13 protein-coding genes are annotated in these 20,754 nt (G+C 61.6%); 7 read left to right on the forward strand and 6 right to left on the reverse strand.

What is annotated here, in order from left to right; all coding sequences use genetic code 11:
- Positions 1–42 precede the first annotated feature (42 nt).
- The 4 genes from CRO18_RS06710 (at position 43) to CRO18_RS06725 (ending at position 3,148) form a co-directional block, all read left to right on the forward strand.
- Positions 43–423, forward strand: a complete 381-nt coding sequence (locus tag CRO18_RS06710) for a helix-turn-helix transcriptional regulator (protein WP_076483087.1) — start codon at positions 43–45, stop codon at positions 421–423.
- A 34-nt stretch (positions 424–457) separates the two neighbouring features.
- The gene (locus CRO18_RS06715; protein WP_097081521.1) at positions 458–1,501 is read left to right on the forward strand and encodes a YeeE/YedE family protein; all 1,044 of its coding nucleotides are present in this window, start codon (positions 458–460) and stop codon (positions 1,499–1,501) included.
- Between the two features lie 46 nt (positions 1,502–1,547).
- Positions 1,548–2,114 carry a DUF302 domain-containing protein gene (locus CRO18_RS06720; protein ID WP_097081522.1) on the forward strand — a complete coding sequence of 189 codons (567 nt, stop codon included), beginning with the start codon at positions 1,548–1,550 and terminating at the stop codon, positions 2,112–2,114.
- A 206-nt stretch (positions 2,115–2,320) separates the two neighbouring features.
- Positions 2,321–3,148 (forward strand): sugar phosphate isomerase/epimerase, encoded by an 828-nt coding sequence (locus tag CRO18_RS06725; RefSeq protein ID WP_097081523.1) that lies wholly within the window; start codon positions 2,321–2,323, stop codon positions 3,146–3,148.
- A 172-nt stretch (positions 3,149–3,320) separates the two neighbouring features.
- On the opposite strand, the gene CRO18_RS06730 is transcribed toward CRO18_RS06725, so the two are convergent.
- The 5 genes from CRO18_RS06730 to CRO18_RS06750 are packed head-to-tail and all read right to left on the reverse strand — an operon-like array spanning position 3,321 to position 8,757.
- Entirely contained in the window at positions 3,321–5,030 is a 1,710-nt protein-coding gene (locus CRO18_RS06730) for an iron ABC transporter permease (protein WP_170952580.1), read from the reverse strand.
- On the reverse strand, positions 5,023–6,003 hold the full coding sequence (locus CRO18_RS06735) for an ABC transporter substrate-binding protein (RefSeq protein ID WP_097081525.1): 981 nt from the start codon (positions 6,001–6,003) through the stop codon (positions 5,023–5,025). The genes CRO18_RS06730 and CRO18_RS06735 overlap by 8 nt, the downstream gene beginning before the upstream one ends.
- 41 nt (positions 6,004–6,044) lie before the next feature.
- A complete protein-coding gene (locus CRO18_RS06740) occupies positions 6,045–6,605 on the reverse strand; it encodes a histidine phosphatase family protein (RefSeq protein ID WP_097081526.1) in 561 nt (186 codons plus the stop codon).
- Positions 6,599–7,678: an MBL fold metallo-hydrolase gene (locus tag CRO18_RS06745; protein ID WP_097081527.1), complete on the reverse strand. Its 1,080-nt coding sequence runs from the start codon at positions 7,676–7,678 to the stop codon at positions 6,599–6,601. The genes CRO18_RS06740 and CRO18_RS06745 overlap by 7 nt, the downstream gene beginning before the upstream one ends.
- Entirely contained in the window at positions 7,675–8,757 is a 1,083-nt protein-coding gene (locus CRO18_RS06750) for an ABC transporter ATP-binding protein (protein WP_097081528.1), read from the reverse strand. The genes CRO18_RS06745 and CRO18_RS06750 overlap by 4 nt, the downstream gene beginning before the upstream one ends.
- Positions 8,758–8,851: 94 nt before the next feature.
- Here CRO18_RS06750 and CRO18_RS06755 point away from each other — a divergent pair, with 94 nt between their 5' ends.
- From CRO18_RS06755 to CRO18_RS06765, 3 genes are read left to right on the forward strand one after another with little or no spacing between them, the layout of a single operon-like run.
- Positions 8,852–9,955 carry an ABC transporter ATP-binding protein gene (locus CRO18_RS06755; RefSeq protein WP_212710063.1) on the forward strand — a complete coding sequence of 368 codons (1,104 nt, stop codon included), beginning with the start codon at positions 8,852–8,854 and terminating at the stop codon, positions 9,953–9,955.
- Complete coding sequence (locus tag CRO18_RS06760) at positions 9,952–10,902, forward strand: ABC transporter substrate-binding protein (protein ID WP_097081530.1); 951 nt, start codon at positions 9,952–9,954, stop codon at positions 10,900–10,902. The genes CRO18_RS06755 and CRO18_RS06760 overlap by 4 nt, the downstream gene beginning before the upstream one ends.
- Positions 10,902–12,578: an iron ABC transporter permease gene (locus CRO18_RS06765; protein ID WP_097081531.1), complete on the forward strand. Its 1,677-nt coding sequence runs from the start codon at positions 10,902–10,904 to the stop codon at positions 12,576–12,578. The genes CRO18_RS06760 and CRO18_RS06765 overlap by 1 nt, the downstream gene beginning before the upstream one ends.
- Positions 12,579–12,653: 75 nt before the next feature.
- On the opposite strand, the gene CRO18_RS06770 is transcribed toward CRO18_RS06765, so the two are convergent.
- Positions 12,654–20,576: an ExeM/NucH family extracellular endonuclease gene (locus CRO18_RS06770; protein ID WP_097081532.1), complete on the reverse strand. Its 7,923-nt coding sequence runs from the start codon at positions 20,574–20,576 to the stop codon at positions 12,654–12,656.
- Positions 20,577–20,754: the final 178 nt, after the last annotated feature.

A 20,754-nucleotide genomic window follows, 5' to 3' on the forward strand; every position in this document is an offset into this window, starting at 1 on the left:
AACATGCCGCGCTGCGGCAGGAAGGAGCAAGAGGACGGTAGGATGAACGTGGCGGAACCCCGCAGACAATTTGAGGATGAAGTCCCTCCACCATGGCCCCTTCCTGAGGGGCTGGACGGGCTAATCGGCGCGGCGGAACCCGCCACGAATTTCCTCAAAGCGCTGGGGCATGATGGTCGCCTTCTCATCCTGTGCCATCTGCTGCGCGGCCCGCGCAGCGTGACCGAACTCGAAAACCTCCTTGCTGCCCGGCAGGCCGTGGTGAGCCAACAACTGGCGCGGTTGCGCCTTGAAGGGTTGGTTAGCGCACGCCGCGAAGGACAGACGATCATCTATTCCCTGCTTGACCCAAAGGTCGCAGAGATGATCGGATTGCTGAGCAAGCTTTACGGCGTACCGGCACAAGACCGGGCCGAGGGCTGACCCCCGCGGGGAGGCGGGGAGCGAGGGAGGAGTGATGGAGGACCTGCCTTACGGCGGGCTGGCGGCCTTGATTGGGCTGGCAGCCGGGATCGTTCTGGGCCTTGCGGCCCGGCCAGGGGATTTCTGCACCTTGGGCGCATTGGAAAGCGCCGCCTATGGCCGGGACCAAAAGCGGCTGCGGCTTTGGGGGGTGGTGCTGGGCACCGCCATTCTCGCCACCCAAGGGGCTGCGGCGCTCGGTTGGGCTGATCTCGATGCAAGCGCCTATCACAGCATCGCATGGAACCCGCTCGCTTCGATCTTGGGCGGGGTGATCTTTGGCTATGGCATGGCGCTTGCGGGCAATTGTGGGTTTTCAGCCTTGGTACGGTTCGGCGGGGGCGATCTGCGCGCGATGATCGTGGTGATCGTAATGGGGATTGCTGGTTTCATGACCCTGTCAGGCCCCCTCGGCCCAGTGCGGCAAAAGCTCTTCCCGCAGATCGCCGCGCCTGCCCCGCAAGGTATCGTAGCCGACCTTGCTACGCGGGGCGTGCCCGGCTGGGTTGCGGTGATGGTTTTGGGGCTCGTGCCGCTCGCCGTTGCGCTGTTTCACAAACCGCTGCGGCAAGCCCCGCGCATGGTTTTTTGGGGTGTTGCGGCGGGGCTTGCCGTGGCGGGCAGCTTCATCGGCACCACATGGCTCTCGCAAGACAGCCTTGGCGCGGTGGCGATTGAAGGGCCATCGTTCACCGCCCCCGTGGGCCGCACCTTGATTTACTTGATGACCTCGACCGGGGGCGGGCTAACCTTCTCGGTTGGCTCGGTCTTGGGCGTTTTGATCGGTGCCGTCGCAGGTTCGGCCCTGCGCGGGCTTTTCCGTTGGGAGGCCTGCGAAGACCCCCGCGAATTGGGTCGCCTTGTAGGCGGGGCTGTCTTGATGGGCGTGGGCGGGGTGATCGCCATGGGCTGTTCTGTCGGGCAAGGCATCACCGCCTTTGCCACGCTTGCATGGTCAGGCCCGGTGACGCTCGCGGCCATCACCTTGGGTGCACTGATCGGCTTACGGCAATTGATGACCGGGTTCCGGCTTGGTTGAAAACCTCGGAGCGGGAGCCCGAGGTGCATGAGTGAAAGGGAGAGAGATGAGTTTACTGCGCAATATCCTTGCCCTCTTGGGCGTCGTCGCACTTTGCAGCCTTGGCTGGGCGGCCTTCACCTTCCGGGGCTTTGACCCGGCAGCGGGCGGGCTTTACCTCAGCCTCGTGCAAGACCTTGCGAAAAACGGCAACCCTGCCGAGGCTATGGTCTGGAAGCGCAAAGTCGCAGAGGATCTTAGCTATGAAGAGGTCGATGAATCGATCCGCTCGCTGGCGATGGATCTCAATATCCGCGACGTGGGCGCGCTGCCCTTGGGCGACCAGGTCTCCTCGATGAAGGGGGAAGACTGGCGCAAGATGAAGGTCTACCTTTATTGCAACCCGCTTACAGCGGCGGCGATGGTCGATTATTCCACCGCTTTTGCCGCCTGGCTGCCCTGCCGGGTGAGCCTTGTCGAGGATGAGACCGGGGCGCTTTGGCTCTATACGCTCAATATGGATTACATGCTGCACGGGGGCCGCCCGCTGCCCGATGCGGTGGCCGCAGAGGCCGAGACAGTGCGCAATTCGATCCTGTCACTGATGGACAAGGCCGCCGTCGGGGATTTTTAAGCACAGCCTTACGTTTCAAAGCGTGGCAAATGCTTACGGTGCATTGGAAGAATTTCCTCTGGCCGCTTGTCGTCACGAATTCAATGGAAACGCGGCCAAGCGGATGATGCCTGCGCCGCTTCTGATTGCCTTCCCGTGCATTCAGCGCCAGTTTGTGCAAAGCGTCCTGCGCGCTCCTATCAAGTTGAAATCAAAGGACGGCCCCCATGACTGCGACGCCCCTCCCCCTGCTTGGCACCGCGCTGTTGATCGACCATTTCACCCCGCTGCGCGATTGGATTTGCGAGGCGGGCCGCGCGATTGAAATCCAAGATTTCGTCACCCCCAATATGAGCGAGGCGGAGACCGCAGAACTCATCGCGCAATGGCAAAAACTGCTGCCCGCCCACACCGGCCCGCGCGGCATCCATGGGCCGTTTTTGGGGCTCGACCTTTCCACCGCAGACAAGGAAATCCGCGCGCTGGTCACCAAGCGACTGTTGTGGGGGGTGAACGTGGCCGAGGCGCTCAGCGCCACACATATGGTGGTGCATTCCCCCTTCACCTATTGGCACCTGCTCAACCGCGCCAATTACCCTTTCATCGAGCCCGCGATGTTCGACGCGATGGCCGATTGCTTGGCCCCGGTGCTGGCGCGGGCGGCCGATGTGGGCTGCACTGTGATGCTGGAAAATATCGATGACACCGACCCCACCGCGCGGGTGCGACTGGTGCAGCAGATCAACCACCCGAACCTGCGCGTTTCGATTGATACCGGTCATGCCGAATTGGCGCATGGCCGCTATGGCGCGCCCCCCGTGGTCGATTACATTGCCGCAGCGGGGGCAACGCTGGGCCATGTGCATTTGCAAGATGCCGATGGTTACGCCGACCGCCATTGGCACCCCGGCGATGGCCGTATTCCGTGGCGCCCGGTGTTCGAGGCATTGGCCAAGTTGGAAACACCGCCGCGCTTGATTTTGGAAGTCCGCGAGGATCGGACGCGGCTGCCGCAAACCGTCGCGCGGCTCGAAGCCTTGGGCTTGGCGCGCTAGGTCAACTTCAAACTGCAAGGCTTTGTTCGCTCATGGTAAAATGCCACAACCACCTCGCAGCATCGCGGCGTTTTCTATGCGGAGCGCCCAATCTATGGCTCTCGCTCTTTTCCTAAAATGCACCCTTTGCGACGGCCCCACAAACTTGCCGTGTGGTCTGCGCGCAGGTCGGTTAGGGCGTGCGCCACGGCAAGGTGCCACGCGGCAGGTTACGCCCGAAACGATCCACCATCAGCACAAGCACGCCGACCAAACCGAGCGCCAGCACCGAGATCGCAGCGGCAGAGGTGGAGTTGCCCTCATATTGCATCGAGAAGATTTGCACGCCGATCGTCTCATGCCCGGCAGACCACAAAAGCGCCGAGACGGTAAGTTCATTCAATGCCGTCATGAAGATCAGGAGCGCTCCGGCGATGGCGGTTGGAGCGAGCGTGGGCGCGGCAATAAAGGCAATGCGGCGGGCCACGCCCACACCCGCTATCCGCGCCGCCTCATCGAGCGCAGGGTCCGCGCTTGCAATTTCGGCCTCGACCGGGCGCAGAACGAGCGGCAAAAAGCGCCCCAGATAGGCCAGCAACAAGATCGCGGCGGTGCCGTAGAGCGAGAGGCCAACAAGCGGCAGCGGGCGCAGATAGACCAAGATCATCGCAAGGCCCAGCACCGTGCCCGGCACCACAAAGCCCGCATCTGCCGCCCAGCCAAGCACGCGCCCCACGCGGCTGCGCCCCACCCCGCCGAGCCAGCCGAGCAAGATGGCAATCCCCCCGCTCAGCGCTGCGGCAGCAAGGGAGAGTGAAACAGAATTGAGAAAGGCGCGGCGCACCGCTGGGTTCGCCAGCACATTGGCAAAATTCTCAAATGTTGCGGTTTCGAGGCTCAGCCCTACGCCCAGTGCGGGCACCAAAGCCGTGGCCAAAAGCGCCAAAAGCGGCGCGAGACATAGCATCCCCAACCCTGCCCAAAGTGCGATGGAAAGCGGCCAGCCCGCGCGCCCCGGCGCAAACCCTGCAAACCCCACGCCAGAGGCCATTGGCACCGACCAGCGCTTTTGCAAGATGTGGCGCAGCACCAATGCGGCCAGTGCCAGCGCCACCAGCACAGCAGCAATCGCCGCGACTTTGCCAATCACCGCCGGGCCAAAACCATTGAGCCGTTGGTAGATAAGCGTTGTCAGCACCGAAAACCGCCCCGGAATACCAAGCAATGCGGGCACACCAAAATTCCCAACCGCCGCCGCGAAAGAAAGCATCGCGCCCGCGACCAAAGCAGGCAAGGTGAGCGGCAAAAGCACGCGCGCGATGATCCGCCCAGTGCCCGCACCGCCAATCCGCGCCGCCTCGACCAAATCTGCCGGGATCGCTTGCAGCGCTGCGCGCACGGCGATGAAAACAAGCGGCATATGCTCGATCCCCATCAGCCACACGACGCCACCGCCGGAATACAGTGGATTGGGTCGCCCCGGTGGCGGCGCGAGGCCCAGCGGAGAAAGCACGGGCGAGCCCGGCCCCATCAGTTCAATCCAGCCAAGCGCCATGATCTGTGACGGGATCAGCACCGGGGACAGGGCCAAGAAAGACGCCAAGGCCCGCCCCGGCAGACGCATCAACCCGGTGGCAAGCGCCAAGGCGAGCCCCAGCAAGACAGAGACGACCACCGAACCCGCAGAAGACCAAAGCGTGTTCCACAATGCACGGCGAAAGCCAAAGCTCGCAAAGGTCTCGCGCAAAAGCCCAAAGGGCGCTCCATCCGGCCCCGGCCCCAAGGCCAAAGCAAACAGCCGCGCCAGCGGATAAAGCGCCGTCACGGCGAGGTAAAAGGCCAGAAGGGCGGCCATCCAATGGAGGCCGCCCAACCGGATCTGCTTTGTGCGAAAATCAGCCACCGAAGAGATCAGCGAAATGTTCTTTGTTCGCCTCGCCCTCGGCCATGAGCTTGTCGGCATCCAGCGGCAAAATCGTGAGGCTGGTCAGATCCGGGTAACCCGCGGGCGGCGCCACGCCTTCGATGATCGGGAAATACCCCTGCGCCACAGATTGTTCCTGCGCGGTTTTGGAAAGCTGCCAATCGACAAAAGCTTTCGCGGCTTCGGCATTGTCGGTGGTGTTCACAATGGCCACAGGCTGGGTGATCGCGCTGACGCCTTGCGCGGGCCAGATGAAATCAACCGGCGAGCCTTTGGCTTTGGCGTTCATCGCCATGTATTCGATGATGATGCCATACGCCTTTTCACCGCGCGCGACAGCCTCGATCACCGTGCCATTGCCTTGGCCCGCAACAGCGCCGTTTTGCGCCAATTCTTCATAATAGCCCCAGCCAAGGTTCGGCTGTTGCGTCAGCGTGCCGACATGGATCACCGCCGCGCCGGAATAAAGCGGGCTCGGCATGATGGTTTGGGCCGCCACTTCCGGGGCCCGCAGATCGTCCCAGCTGGTGGGCGCGGTCTCGACCAAATCGGTGTTATACACAATGCCAGTGGTGATCAGCTTGGTGCCGAAGAAGGTGTGATCGGGGTCAACCACATCCGCCGGGATGCCCGCGAGCGGCGCATCTTCATAGGCAAGCAGATGGCCCTCGTTTTTAAGCTGCGTCATCGCCACAGCATCGGCAATCAAAAGCACGTCGGCGGGGGTGGCGCCCGCCGCGAATTCGGCTTGCAGTTTGGTCATCAGTTCGGTGGTGCCGGTGCGGAAAATCTCCACCGTCACATCGGGGTAGTCTTTGTTGAATTCGGCCACCACTTTCGCCATCTGCTCTTGCGGCTGCGAGGTATAGACCGTGATCTCGCCCGAGGGCTGCGCCAGCGCCGGAGTGGCGAGCGCAAACAGCGCGATCGTGGCGTTGCGAAGGTGGGACATGGAAGACTCCTGTTCTTGGAGAGGGGAGAATTTACCCCCTCCTAGCCCGCCGGTTTGAAACAATCGTGACAGTGCCAAGTATTTGGCAAAACTTCTCTATCTGGCTGCCAAAGGACTGTTTCGGCATTCCAAAGGCGGCGATGCGGGGCCTGAGATAAAAGCGCATGAATTTCGCGCGCCGTGCCCGAATGCGCAACGATCAGCACCGGCTTGGAACGGTCGATCTGGGCAAATCCTGCACGAATGCGGGCGCGAAACGCTGCGGGAGCTTCGCCGCCCGGCGGGGTTTCCTCGCGCCGCAAGGCGCTGCGTGGTTGCCCCTCAAGCGCGCCCCAATTGCGCTCCGCCAAATCTTCGATAACCTCAGGCACCAGCCCACAGCGCGCCGCCAAAGCCTGAGCGGTTTGGCGCGCACGCAGCAGCGACGAGGTGACGATACGGGCCAACGGCAAATCCGCCAAAAAGGCTGCGGCCTGATCAGCTTGCGCGCGCCCGCGCGCGCTCAGCGGCAAATCGGTCTGACCGCAAATGATGTCTTGCGCATTGGCCGCAGTTTCGCCGTGGCGCATCAGCCAAAAGGCGCCAGGCGGCAGGGCTACCATGTCAGGCTTCCGCTCTGCGCCCACGGGGCCGGCAGCGCAGCAGCCAAATCTGCGCGCAAAGCGGCGGGGGCAAAGGCGGGCAATACCGTTTCGGGCATCACCTCAGCCAGCATCTTGCGCAAGGTGGCAAGGTTTGGATGCACGTTCCAGCGCAACCGTTGCGCGCGCCCCTCTGCCACCCAAGCCGCAGCCGGTGCCCCCTGCGCGAGATGGCCGGTAAAGATCACCGCAACGCCTTCTTGCAACGCGCGCGGGCCAAGTGTTGCCGCAAGACCCGCGTTGCAATTAGGCCCTCCAGCCACCATCACCCCACGCAGCGGGGCTGCGGGTTCTAAACGCCGCGCCTGTTGCAAAAGCCGGTTCAGAGCATTGGCCCCATTGCGGGCGAGCCAGTCGGGGTTTTGCGCCACAAGGTCTGCCACCCGCCATGTCTCGGGGCACAAAGCCACCGCATGCCCGGCTTCAAGGCAAGCAAGCGCGATCTCTAGCCCTCGTCCAGCGGTTGGCGCGGGCAAAAGACATGGCCCCGCCGCGATGGCCGACAAAACTGCGGCACGTTGGTCTGCAAGCTGCGCGGGTTCCGCACCATAGGAACAATCAAACACTGCCGCCCGCGCGCGCGGCAGCGGGGCGGCCGCAAAAAGCCCGCCTTCGGCACAAAGATCACCGCTGTAAAGCAGTCCCCCTGCCCCGCCGATCCGCATCCAGACCGCACCGGGGGCATGGCCTGCGGGACCGATCTCAACCGCAAGACCCGCAATGTCTTGCAATGCGCGCAACGGATTGGCCCAGGCCAGCACCGGATCACGCGTCAGCACGCGCACAGGTGCCGTGGCATAAACGGGGGGATCGCCAAGCCGACCCAACCAATCGAGCGAGCCGACATGATCGGCATGGCCATGCGAGATCAGCACGGCATCTACGCGCCCTACGCCTTCAAGCGGAATCGCGGGGCGCGCATCATGATCGGGGCCGATGCCAAGATCCAAAAGCAACCGCGCCCCGCCCATTTCCAACAGGAAGCAGGCCGGCCCCTTGGCATCAAACCCACCGAGTGCCGTTAGTCGGTTCATGCGGGCACCGTTTGAAACGAAGGCGTAGAGACTTCCGCACGCGGTAAAACCCAACCGCCGCGCACCGTAACCCGCACCTCGGCCCCAAGCACAAGGGGATGGTCGAGCCGCAAGACCAAAGGCGCGGCCTCGGGCAAATCCTCAAGCCAAAGATGCGCGACCTGATACCCGTCTTCAAAACGCAAATCGGTAACCCGCGCCACAAGCCCGGATTTATTGGTGCTGAGCGTCAAATCGGACGGATGCAGGCAAAGCCACGCCGGGCCGGGTGGCGCAATTCCGGGCAAGGTGAAAGTACATCCCCCGATCATGAAGCGACACCGCCGCGTGCCGCGCAACACCACCGTCACCGGCAACGTGCGTCCATGGCCCACAAACCGCGCGACCATTTCATTCGCGGGGCGCTGGAACAGGTCTTGCGGCGTACCAAGCTGCATCAATTGCCCGCGATCCATTACCCCGATCAAATCGGCCACCGCCATCGCCTCGCTCTGGTCATGGGTGACAAACACCATCGTGCAGCCGGTCTCGGCATGAATACGGCGAAACTCCGCCAACATTTGCTGGCGCAAATGAGCATCTAGATTGGCAAGTGGCTCATCAAGCAACAAAACGCGCGGGCGCGCCGCCAAAGCCCGCGCCAAGGCTACGCGCTGCCGCTGCCCGCCCGAAAGCTCATGCGGGCGCCGTCCCGCCATATCGGACAGCCCAACCGTGTGCAGCGCGCGCTCCACCCGCGTGGCACGATCCGCGCGCCCAAGCCGGTTCAACCCAAAAGCCACATTGCCCGCAACCGTCATATGCGGCCAAAGCGCATAGGATTGAAACACCATCCCAAGCCCACGCGCTTCCGGCCCAATGAACTGCTCTGGCCCGGCCACCAAAGTTTCTCCGATGTGCAAACTGCCGCCATCGGGTCGATCAAGCCCCGCGATCAAGCGCAAAAGCGTGGTCTTGCCGCAGCCAGAAGGCCCGAGCAAAGCCAGAAAGCTGCCCTCAGGAATGTCGGCGCTGACGCCATCAAGGGCACGAATATCGCCGAAGCTTCGGCTTAGGTTTTGAAACGATAGAGCAGCCATGGGGCTGCTGATAGTTTTGCCCCGCGAAGCTTTTGTGACAATGCGCCGTCACGGAACTGTCATGGCGCGGCGTTAACTTTTTGCGGTGATGGATTTGACCCCGCAACCCCCGCTTTCGACCGCTGTTGTCGACACCCCCGCCGCTTTCGAGATGGCGGGTCTTTCGTTGCGGTTGGGCGGCACCCCGATTTTGCGGGACATCGACCTCAAACTTGCTCCCGGGCGGGTTTTGGCGCTTTTGGGGCCCTCTGGCTCCGGCAAAACCACGCTCTTGCGCCTTGTGGCAGGTCTTTTGGTCCCCGATGCGGGCACCATCCACCTTGCGGGCAAACTTGTCGCCGCAGCGGGCCAAGCGCTGCCGCCCGAAGCGCGCGGGCTTGGCATGGTGTTTCAAGATTACGCCCTGTGGCCGCATATGAACGTGGCAGGCAATGTCGGATTTCCGTTAGAGATGCGCCGCATGCCTGCGCCCGAACGCGCCAAACGGGTCGCGCGGGCGCTGGACCGGGTCGGCCTTGCCGCTTTTGCCGAGCGCCGCCCCTCAGAGCTTTCAGGCGGTCAGCAGCAGCGCGTGGCGATTGCCCGCGCGATTGTGGCCGAACCCGCGCTTGTGCTGTTTGACGAGCCGCTCTCCAACCTTGATCGCGAATTGCGCGAAACCATGGTGGGCGAGATTGCCGGGCTGGTCGAGGAATTGGGCCTGACCGCGCTTTACGTCACCCATGACCATTCCGAGGCGTTTTCGCTCGCCCATGAGGTGGCGGTGATGGAAGCGGGCCAGATCGCACAAATCGCGGCGCCCGAGGATCTGGTCGCCGACCCTGCCTCTGTCTCGATTGCACGGTTCTTACGCCTTGGCGCCTTGTTGCCCGTGCAGCGCGGGGCGCAGGGCTGGTATTTGCGCGGCGGCGCGTTTTTGGCTCCGCCAGAGGCCGCGCCGGAAAAGACCGATACCGTCCTTCTGCCCAGCCGCGCGCTAAGCGTGACCGAGCCCGGCGCGGGCATGCTGACGGCCACGGTCACCCGTACGCTTTTTCGCGGTGACGGGCATTGGGCCACGCTCGCGCTCGACGGCGGGCATGACATTCAACTCCTGCTGCCGCACCGCCCCACACCGGGCGCGGTGCTCGGCTTGCAGATCTCGCACGGGAGCCTGCGCTGGTTCCCCTCTTCCCCGTCAAAAAGGACGTCCCCATGAAGAAATTGCTGCTTGCCACCGTGGCGCTGAGCACGGGCCTTTGCGCCCAAGCGGCCTTCGCCGATATCACCGTTTATTCGGCTGGCCCCGCGAGCCTGATCGAAAAGCTCTCGACCGGGTTCACCGCAGAAACTGGGATCAAGGTCGATGTGTTCCAAGCCACGACCGGCAAGGTGATGGCGCGGCTAGAGGCCGAAGCGGCAAACCCGGTCGCCGATGTGGTGATTTCGGCCAGTTGGGGCACCGCCACCTCGATGGCGGCCGATGGCAAATTGCTGGCCTACACCAGCCCCAATGCCGAGATGGTGCCCGACTTCCTCAAAACCGACTACGCCGTGGCGCAGGGCATTTCGGCGCTGGCGATTGCATGGAATCCGACCTCGGGCCTGCCCAAACCCACCGATTGGGCGGATTTGACCACGGCGGAATACAAAGACATGGTGACCCTGCCCGATCCCGCGAAATCGGGCTCGATGTTTGAGCTGGTTTCGGCGCTCGATGGCGTGATTGGCGCGCAAATCTTTGACGCGTTGGCGGCCAATGGCGCGATTGTGGCCGGGGCCAATGCCGATGCGCTCAACCCGGTGCTGCAAGGGGCCAAAGGCGCGGTTTTCGGCGCGGTCGATTACATCTCGATGGCGGCCGCCGCGAAGGGCGAAACTGTTGAAGAGATCTTCCCGACCTCGGGCACGGTGGTTGCGCCGCGCCCCGCGATGATTTTGCAAAGCTCGCCTCAGCCCGAAGAAGCCAAGCAATTCATTGATTACATGCTCTCGGAAGAGGGCCAAGCGATGGTCGCGGCCACCTTCCTGATGCCTGCCCGCACCGATATCGAGGCGAAACGCCCGCGCATCAACGAGCTTACGCTGCTCGATTTTGATGCCGAAGCTGCTTATGGTGCGCGCGCCGAAACGCTTGACGCTTTTGCCAAGAGCTTCGGCAACTGATGCGCAGACAGGGAGGCGCGCCACAGGGGCTTTTGACCGCGCTGGCCGCAGTTTTGCTCACCGTGATCGTGGCCGCCCCCTTTCTCTTCATCGCGCTACAGGCGATTTTTCCAAAGATCGGGGCGGGCTCACTGGCCGCCCCTTTCAGTGCCATGGCAGATGTGCTGAGCGCCGGGCGGCTCCCGCGCGCCACGCTTAACACGCTGATCATGGGCGTGGGGACCGTGATTGTCTCGGCGCTGATCGCGGTTCCTCTGGCTGCAATCCGCGCGCTTTATCGGCTGCCCGGCGCGGCGCTTTGGGATGTGATCTTTCTCGTGCCCTTCATGATCCCGCCCTATATCGCGACGCTGGGCTGGGTGATGACGGGGCAACCGCGCGGTTATCTTGAACAACTCACGGGGCAAAACATCGCCGGGCTCTTATTCTCGGTGCCGGGCATCGTCATCATTTTGGCTTTGCATTGTTTTCCCGTCGTTTACTTCGCATTGTCACGCAGTTTTGCCGCGATTGGCGGGCGCTTTGCAGATGTCAGCCGGGTCTTTGGCGCAGGCCCTTTGCGGGCCTTTTCGCGCGTTACCCTACCGCTGGCTCTGCCGGGTTTGGCGGCCAGTTTGATCCTCGTCTTCGCCATGGCGATTGAGGAATATGGCACGCCCGCCGTGCTTGGCACCCGGATCGGCTTTCGCGTTTTGGTGACGGGGATTGACGAGGCAATCGGAGATTGGCCAGTCGATCTGCCCGGCGCCTCGACCTTGGCGCTGGTGCTGGTGGGGATGGCGACTGCAGCCTATCTGGCGCAGCGGCGCTTGCTTGCGCGCGGCGGATTTGAAACCACCGGATCGCGCCCGCTACAAGCTGACCGCCGCCCGCTTGGACGCGCCACGTTGCCTGCGCTTTTGCTCTTTGGCGCGGTGGCGCTGGTTTCCACCGGCATTCCCTTGCTGGCGGTTTTGGCAACCGCACTGGCCAAAACCATTTCTGGCGGGCTCGCGCCAGAAAACCTAGGGCTGCAAAACTTCACCGCCGTTTTGGCCACCAGCACCACGGCGCGCAGTGCGCTGCTCACGAGCCTTGGTCTTGGGCTGGTGGCGGCGCTCCTCACCGGATTGCTTGGCGCCTTTGCCGCTTTTGTAGTGCTGCGCACCCGCGCGCGCGGGCGATTCTATGTGGATTTGCTGGCCGCCCTGCCCAATGCCGCACCCGGCGTTGTGGTGGCGCTTGGGATGATTTTGCTTTGGAACCAACCGTGGTGGCCCATCACCCCCTACAACACGCTTTCCATTCTGGTGCTGGCCTATGTGTTGTTACTACTGCCCCAACCGGTGCGGTACACCACTGCCGCATTGCAACAGATTGCCCCCTCTCTGGACGCGGCGGCACGGGTCTCGGGCGCGTCAGAACTGACCATGGCGCGGCGCATCCTGCTACCGCTGATCGGGCCGCATCTGCTGGTCGCAATGCTGCTCGTCTTCGTGGTTGCCGCGCGCGAGCTGGTGGCATCTTTGCTCATCCTGCCGGTTGGGCATCAGACCATTGCCACGTTTATCTGGCGTCAATTCGACCAAGGTTCGGTCGGGCTTGGCATGGCGATGGCCTTTGTCACGATCTGCCTGACAACGCTTTTGCCGCTGGTCGTATTGATTGCCGCAAGACGCACCGAAGAGATCGGTTAGCCCAGCGCCAGCCGCAGAGATAAAAAGCCCGCCTTTCGGCGGGCTTTTCACTGCGATGCGTTTAGGCGTGTGAGTTTAGACGAAGACAGTGTCGTCCAGATCGGCCAAGCCGAAGTTCCGCATCAAGATCGTATCGGCCCCGAAATCAATCTCAAGGTGAGCGCCCAGTTCGTTGAGCGTCGCTGCAGCCTGAAGCGCGGCCAAGCTTCTGATCCCAAGGCCGGACATATCGAGAAGATCGCCTTCGCCCGCATTGAAATCGTTGATCCGGTCATGCCCAAAGCTGCCAGTGAAGACAAAGGTATCCGCCCCTGCCCCGCCGCTCAGCGTATCATTGCCCACATCGCCCGTGATCACGTTATCCAAAGCGCTGCCCCGCACGGTCATCGACCCATTCGTGGCGATGGTCTGTGTCTGATCAAGTTGCCCGTCGATGAAGACCTTCTCGGTAACCCGGCCGTCATCATAAAGGATGCGTGTCTGGGTGGGCGTGCCCATCGTGTCATAGCTGTAATCGATCCGCGCATAGCTTTGCGTATCCAACACATCGACGGTCGATTTGGTGCTGATCACCCCATCAACATAGAGCGCCTCCACCTCAACCCCGGTGTCGTAGATGGTCATCTGCGAGGCGATGCGGCCCTCGTCGTCATAGCTGATCTCGATCCGGTCGTAGCTTTGCGTATCTAGCGTGTCGGTGGTCGTCCGAGAGGCCCGCACCCCGTCGATATACTGCGTCTCGACCTCGACCCCGGTGTCATAAACCGCCAACTGCGAAGTGATGCGACCCTCCATATCATAGGTGGTCTCGACCCGGTCGTAGCTTTGCGTATCCAGCGTGTCGGTGTTCGTCTGGGCGACCCGAACACCATCGACATAGGTGGTCACCACCTCAACGCCGCTCTCATAGCTGATCGTGCGACTGTCGCGTTCCCCCTCCGTATTGTAGGTATTGACCGAAGACGCCAGCGGGCTGGCCGGATCGTTATATACGCGGCGCGTGACGCTCAGGGTGCCCGTTTCATCAAAGATCCGCGTCGACAGATCCCCATTGTCATAGTCCCGCACCTCTTCGCGCAACACATCATTGCCGTCATAGGTGCGGGTGATCTGCGCCCAATCTCTGTCTGCCGTATCAAACCGCACATCTTGGCGCGCATAAGCCAGATTGGTGATCCCCAGATCGCTGCTCCGCCCGACATCGGCAACATCATAGGCGGTTTCCGCCGTTCCGTGATGGGCGGCCAGATATTCGGCGAAGGCATCTTGCTCGGTGCCGGTATCGGCGAAAGTCGCTGCGCCATCGCGCGTGCCATCGGCAATCATGTCGCCATCAAGATCGTAAAGGTTCACCCGTTGCGCATCGGCAAGCGCATTGAGTGGATAGCCGTCGCCGCCCTCAACCATGAAGTTGAGCGCCACCGCGCGCACCGTCAGCGCCGGGTCGGCCACCATCACACCGTTACGCACCAGCGCAATGAGCGATGCGCCGTTTTCATCGACAATATCGGCTTGGGTGATGCGGGCACCGGCATCCAAGCTCGGATCGAAGCTGAAGGAAACCCCGGCAAACTGGCCAAAGCCACCGCCCCCCGCATTGGCCGCCGCATGTTCGAGCACTGCGACCAGTTCAGAGGCGCTCAGCGTGACAAGCGACAAACCGTTGTTGAAGGCGAGCGTTGCGGCAATGTCGGTCTGGCTGATCGCACCTGCGGGTTTGATCACATTGCCTGCGCTATCGACCATCTCGGCATTGGCATAGCGTTCCGCTTCGGTGCCGCCCGGCGGCACCACCACCTCCCCAATTGAGGCGCGGATGCCGCCCCCGTTCTTGATCGAGACCATCACCGTGTCGTCAAAGCCCTGCGCATAGGCAAGGTTCGCTTTCGCGGTCAAATCCCCAAGGTTGGTTTCTTGGCTGCGCACGCCATCGGTGTCGGTCGCGGTATCCGCGCCGGTGCGGTTGCCGTTAAGGAAGACATTCGAGTAGCCAAAGATATTCGACTGGGTCGAGACGATCTCCGCCTCGATCAGATCAACGATCTTCTGCACTTCGGGGTCAACCAGCGCTTCGGCACCAAGATCGGTCACGCCTTGCGCATCGGTGGCATAGGCCCCCGAGACGGTTTCATCATAGCTGTCGGTGATGATGTGACCGTTTTCGTCGAAATCGACCACAAGGCGGCCAACATATTTGTAGCTGCCATCGGTGTTGACCACCGCAATCGGGTTGCCATCGGCATCGGTGGTGAAGAACGGATATTGACCCTGATCGGTATCGCCATCGCGCATCCGGTCATCATCGTCGAAGAGCCGTGTGTTCGAGCCCCCCGCAACAATCACATCCACCCCCGAGAGCCGGGTCGCCAGCGCCTCTTCAATGCCGATCATCTGCATATGGGCGAGCAAGATCACCTTGTTCATCGAGGTGTTTGCCGCCAGCAGCGTGTCGACCTCCGCCTGAATTTCGGCGGCAAGCGCGTCCAATTGCGCGGGCGTCGGTTGGTTATCAAAGCTGTCCGGCGAAATACCCACCCCGCCGGGCGAGGAAATCCGCCCCAGGGTCGGCGTGGTCACCCCGACAACACCGATCAATTCCGTGGTGCCGGTTTGCGCACTATCGACGGTGAGCACCACCGAGGAGGTCACCGTGCCCGCTTGCGGTGCCTGACCGCCCGCCACTTCAAGGGGCGCAAGGTTTGCATCGGTCGAAAAATCGAGGTTGGTCGAAAGATAGGGATAGGCCGCGCCGGTGAAGTCATTGCCATCCAGATCGGTGCCGCTAGCCGAGCCAGAGATCAGACCCGCCAGATTGGCGGTGCCGAAGTCAAACTCGTGGTTGCCAAGGCTCATCGCCTGCACACCCAACTCGTTTTGGATCAAGATGTCGGCGATCCCGTTTGAGCCAAAGACATTGGCCGAGGCGGTGTAGAAGGGCGACCCGAGATAGGCATCCCCCGACGAAAGCACCAGCGTGTTGTCGGCCACACCGTCATTGCCCAAGTCTTGCGCTTTGAGCGCATTGAGAACCGCCGAAAGCCGCGGCGCATCCGCAAGCGCCGAAGTCGAGGCTTCTTGGTCCGAGAAATGCAGCAGTTCGAGGGTGAAGTTTTGCGCGGGCGGCGCCGCCTCCCCCACAATATGACCGGGCGAGCCCACCGCAGGCTCGGTGCCATCTGTGCCCGCCGTCCGGTCTGTCGCCACAGCCCCCGACGCATTGCCCACAGTGCTTTCTGCCCCCAGCAACACATCATAGGACGCGCCACTGACCACCGGCCCCGGAACAACCACGCTTTCAATCAGCGTGCCAGATTGCTGCGGGTTGCCCATCCACAAGGTGACGGTATCGCCGTTTTGGCCAAGGCCAGCCCCATCGGTCCAAACGATTTGCACTGCGCTAAGGTCGATACTATTGCCCCAAACCTGCGCGAAATGCAGCGCGTCAGCCTCGGTGCCGATCACCACAATTGCCTTTTCCCCCGGCGCCAAGGTGGAAAGACCTTCCACCATATCTGCCGCCGCAGGATCGGCGCTGTCGTCATCGTAATAGAGCGAGCCCATCGTCGCCGCGTCATAGGCAATGTCGCTGGAATTGACGATTTCAAACCAATCAGCGGTCAGATCCTCGCCTTCTTGGCCCACCCACACCTCGCTGACGTGCAAGGTCGCCGTTTGCGCAGTGTTTTCCTCGATCTGATAAATCCCAATCGTGCCGGAACCTTCGTTGCTGGCCACGTAAAGCGCGGTGCCGGTCGGGCTTTCCACCGCCGGAATAAAGAGCGTCCCTTCTGGGCTGGTGTCCCCCACAGTGCCTGCGGCCGTGACAAAGCTGACATCTGCCGGATCGGTGACATCAAAGATCAGCGTAGTGTTTGCGCGTTCCAGCCCGACAAAGGCATAGGTCTGGGTGCCAATCACGCCGATGGTCACGCCCTCGGGCTCGGCGCCCTTGTTATCCGAGCGGCCATCATCCCAAAGCCCCGGGAATTGCTCGGCGATGATGCGTTCAATCGCATCGCCCGAGTCAAAGATCATCGCGCCGGTTTCATCAAGGATCGAGAAGGACCGCGCACCATAGGTCAGGATTTGGTCGATATCACCATCGCCATCGGTGTCGCCGTTGAGCAGCCCAGAGGACGAGACATTGAGCCGGCCCAGCGCCTCATCCGCCAAAAGCGCGGCTTCATCGGGATAAGTGGCATCATCGAGGTCGAGGTCTTTCAGCCGCGCGCTATCCACGGACACGAAATCATCGCGATCATCGCCCTCATTGGCGATCACGTAATAGGTCTTGCCATCCAGCCCGAGATAAGAGGCAATCGCATCGGGCATGAACTGGCCGATCACCGGGTTGCCCGTGGTCAGATTGATCCCGCCGTCTTTATCCGAGAAATCGGCGAGCAAGCCCGAGAAATCTTTGCCGCCGAGCGGAATGATCTGGGTGAAAGTGTTGGTGGTCAGATCCAGCACCGCAATCGCATTGGCTTCTTGCAGCGTGACCATCGCCGTCAGCCCGTCTTTCGACACGGCGATATATTCGGGCTCCACATCATCCGAAACGCTTTGGCCTTCAAAGATCCGAACACCCGCTTCGCGCAGGGCATCTTCTTGGCCGTCAAAGGCGGTGAAATCGACCTGCGTGGCCACACCGGCATCTGCCCCGGCGGAAATGTCGATCACCGTCACGCCCCCTTTGGGGTTGAACGTGTCGATATCAACCGGTTCGCCCTCGTTCGCCACAAGGACTTTGGTGCCATCGGGCGAGAAGGTCACCGCATCGGGATGCGAGCCGGTGGTGTAGATCCCAAGCGCGTTGGTCTCGATATTGAGGATCGCCACTTGCCCCGGCGCGGTCGGATCGGCGCTGATGACCGCCACAGCGATCAGCGAACCATGCGCCGCAACCGAGGAAACATCATTCGACGTCAGGCCAAAATCGGTCACGAGATCAATCGACATCACAGGGGCCGGGGTCGCAGGATCGGCGATATCGGTGATATCGACCAATTGCAGCCCGTTCCCCGAAGAGACGATCAGCGTATTGGCGGTAAAGGCCGCAATCTCGGCCCCGTTCAGGGTGAGCGACGCCAGATGGGTCGCATTGAGCGCACCGGTCGCGGCAATCTCGCCCGTGTAGCTTGGCCCGGCATAAGTCGTGACCTCAAGCGGGCTCTCGGGCAGCGCGATGCCAAGGATCAGCGGATCATGGTCCGAGGCACGATAAGGATCGGTGCCATCGAAATAGCTGCCGTCGCGGCCATAATCGAGGTTGTAATCAAGCGCGTCGGCCTCATCGGCGTTGATGTTCCATTCCGCCGCACCGACAATGGCATTGAAGAGAGAGACCGAGGCCAGCGCGTAATCAAGCGTGCCAAGCATCGCATCAAAGAGGTAGGAATAGCCCGCCTCCACAAATTCCGCGACAACGTTCACAAAGCCCGCGTCGCCAGTCAGATAGGCAATCGGATCTTCCGAGGCATAGGCGTTGAAATCCCCCAAAAGCAGCAGGTTTTCGGTCGCCGAACCGGTCGGGTTGGTGTCGAGCCAAGCATCAAGCGCCTGCGCCGCCAGCAGGCGCTGATTGTTAAACGCGCCCGCGCCATCGCCCGCATCGGCATCCGCCCCCATGCCACTGCCCCCCTTCGATTTGAAGTGGTTCACGACAACAGTCATTTCCGCCTCGCCCTCCAGCGTCGCGAAGGTCGCGGCAATCGGCGCGCGCGAGGTGCTGTCGCCATTAAAGATACCGCCAACCGTGCTTTGGCCGATCAGTCCCGGATCGACCTCGGCATCGGTCAAGATCGCGGTGGTGGTGCCCGCAGCCAACATCACTTTGTCAGTGCGGTAGATCATCCCAGCCGCGATGGCATCATCCCCGGCGAACTCTTGGCCGGGATCAACCCATCCCCAAACCTCGCTGCCTTCTGCGGCATTCAGTGCGGCCACCAGCGCGGCAATGGCAATGCCCCGATCCCCTTGCGCCATGCCATCAGCCGGTGCCAAGCCGCTATCAAAGAAGTCGTTTTCCAACTCCAATAGGCCAATGATATCAACCCCAAGCCCCGAAATTGCCGAAACCAATTTCTGCAACTGGCGGTCATATTCTTCGGTGCTGTCGGCGCCACGGGCCTGCTGGTCGAGCGTCTCCCCCACGCCTTCAACGCCGCTGCCATCAATCGAGGTGAAGAAATTCAGCACGTTGAAGCTGGCAACTTTGATATCACCCGCAACACTCGCCACCGCATCAGGGCGGGCATTGGTATCTTCGAAGGTGTTCTCGCCATCTTCGGTGGAACGGATGCGCCATGTCGCACTAGAGGCAGAATTACCCGCCCATTGATAATCGAGCACCCCGCTCAAATCGGTGATCGTATCCCCCATCGACGGCGCGGTGGCCGCCGAATAGCCTTGCAGCCCATCGAGCAGGTCAATGGCTTGGTTTTGCGCGTTCAGCCCATCATCATAAACGATCTGGCGTGCAGCGACCGCGGCCAGATAGGCATCATAGCCCGCCGCATCGGGGTCATTGAATTGGGTATATTGGAACGGCCGCGCGCCCACCAAGGTCGTGCCCCCCGGCCCGGTCTGTTCAAACCCGTTGGTGTCAAACAGGGTCATCTCATTGAAACGGTCGAGGTTATATTGCTCGGTAATCGTCAGCGTGTTGGCCACGGTGACGCGCATCCCTTCATAGGCCTCCAGATCGGCCTGATAGCCCCCATCTTGGGCCAAGCTCACATCGCCACCAAGCGTAATCACCGCCGCTGTGGGCAGCGTATTGCCCGAGGAAAGTACCTGCACCGAACTGACCGAACCAATCTGGGTCTGGCCGAAATATTCCCCCACAACACCGGTGACGCGCACTTTGTCGCCAATTTGCACATCAGTGCCAAAGCTGCAGTCGTAGACGAAAATCCCTTCCGAACTCAGCGCATTGCCATCGGCATCGGTATCTTCTTCTTGCAGGTAAAAGCCGCCCAGATTGCGCGCCGTGTCGGCATCGCCGTTTTGGAAATCCCCCACCACAATCGCTTCAATAGTGACAGTCGGCCCCAGCAAGGGGCTGGCATCGCCATTGTCATTGCCGCTCACAAGGTTCGTGCCCTGCGTCGTCGGCGTGCCCTGAATTTCAGAGATCAGGGTGATCTCATCATTCAAGATCGTCCCCGTCGCGGTCGCCACCGAAATGCCAAAGCCCGCCGACGGATTTGACAGGGTGACGGTGAGGGTTTCATGCGCCTCCCGCACCGTGTCGCCAGTGACGATGACACGAAGCTGCTGTTCGGCCTCCCCATCGGCAAAGCTAACCGTGCCCGCAGCGGCAACATAATCCTCGCCCGCGAGCGCGGTGCCATCGGCACTCGCCCAATCGACCGTTGCACCGCCCGTGGCATCGCTGCGCGTGACGGTAAAGACCATCTCGACGGTGCCCGCATCGCCCTCTGTCACCTGCGCATCGGCGATTGAAAATACCGGCGTCATGGCGCCGCCCACGAAACTCTGCCCGGCATTGATCGTTCCCGCAGAGTTCACCGCTGGCGCGGTCCAGCTGAAATCTTCATAGACCGCCCCTGTGCCCGTAAGCTGCAAGGACTGCCCCAAAGGCGTGTTGCCCGTTTCCGCAACGCCAATATCGGTCGAGGTCAGCCCCGCTGCCGGGCCATCTGCTGCGGTCATTTCACCTTCATAGCTGAGGAACTGAACCACTTCGCCCAAGGCATTGACCAAGGCAATCGCATCGCGAGGACCGTTTTGCAGCCCTGACGCGGCAAAAGACCGGGTGCCATAGCCAGCGCCCTCATCGGCAAGACTACCGGACAGTGCAATCGTAACGTAAGCCGCCCCACTGCTGGCGTTATTGCCATTATACAGAACCAGCGACCAACCTGTGAGGTCGGTCCCAGCCGGACCAGCAATCTCGACGAACTCGTTCTCGTCACCTGCCAAATTGTCGTAATGGATTTCGTTGATGAAAACCTGCGTGACGGAACGAACCATGTTATCCCTCGCAATATGTTTGATTTACGCAAGCCAGCGGGTGCGCGTTAGAAGCGGTGCTAGAGCGAAGGAAAATCCCGAGCGCTCCAAATATTAAGCAAAGGTTTACCGCGAATCTGTAACGGGTTTATGGCCCACAAAAGCAGGCAACCTCCCCATTGCGGCCCCTTGGCGTCGG

Origin of the sequence: Rhodobacter sp. JA431 (assembly GCF_900217725.1) — a bacterium.
Taxonomy (GTDB): domain Bacteria; phylum Pseudomonadota; class Alphaproteobacteria; order Rhodobacterales; family Rhodobacteraceae; genus Rhodobacter; species Rhodobacter aestuarii.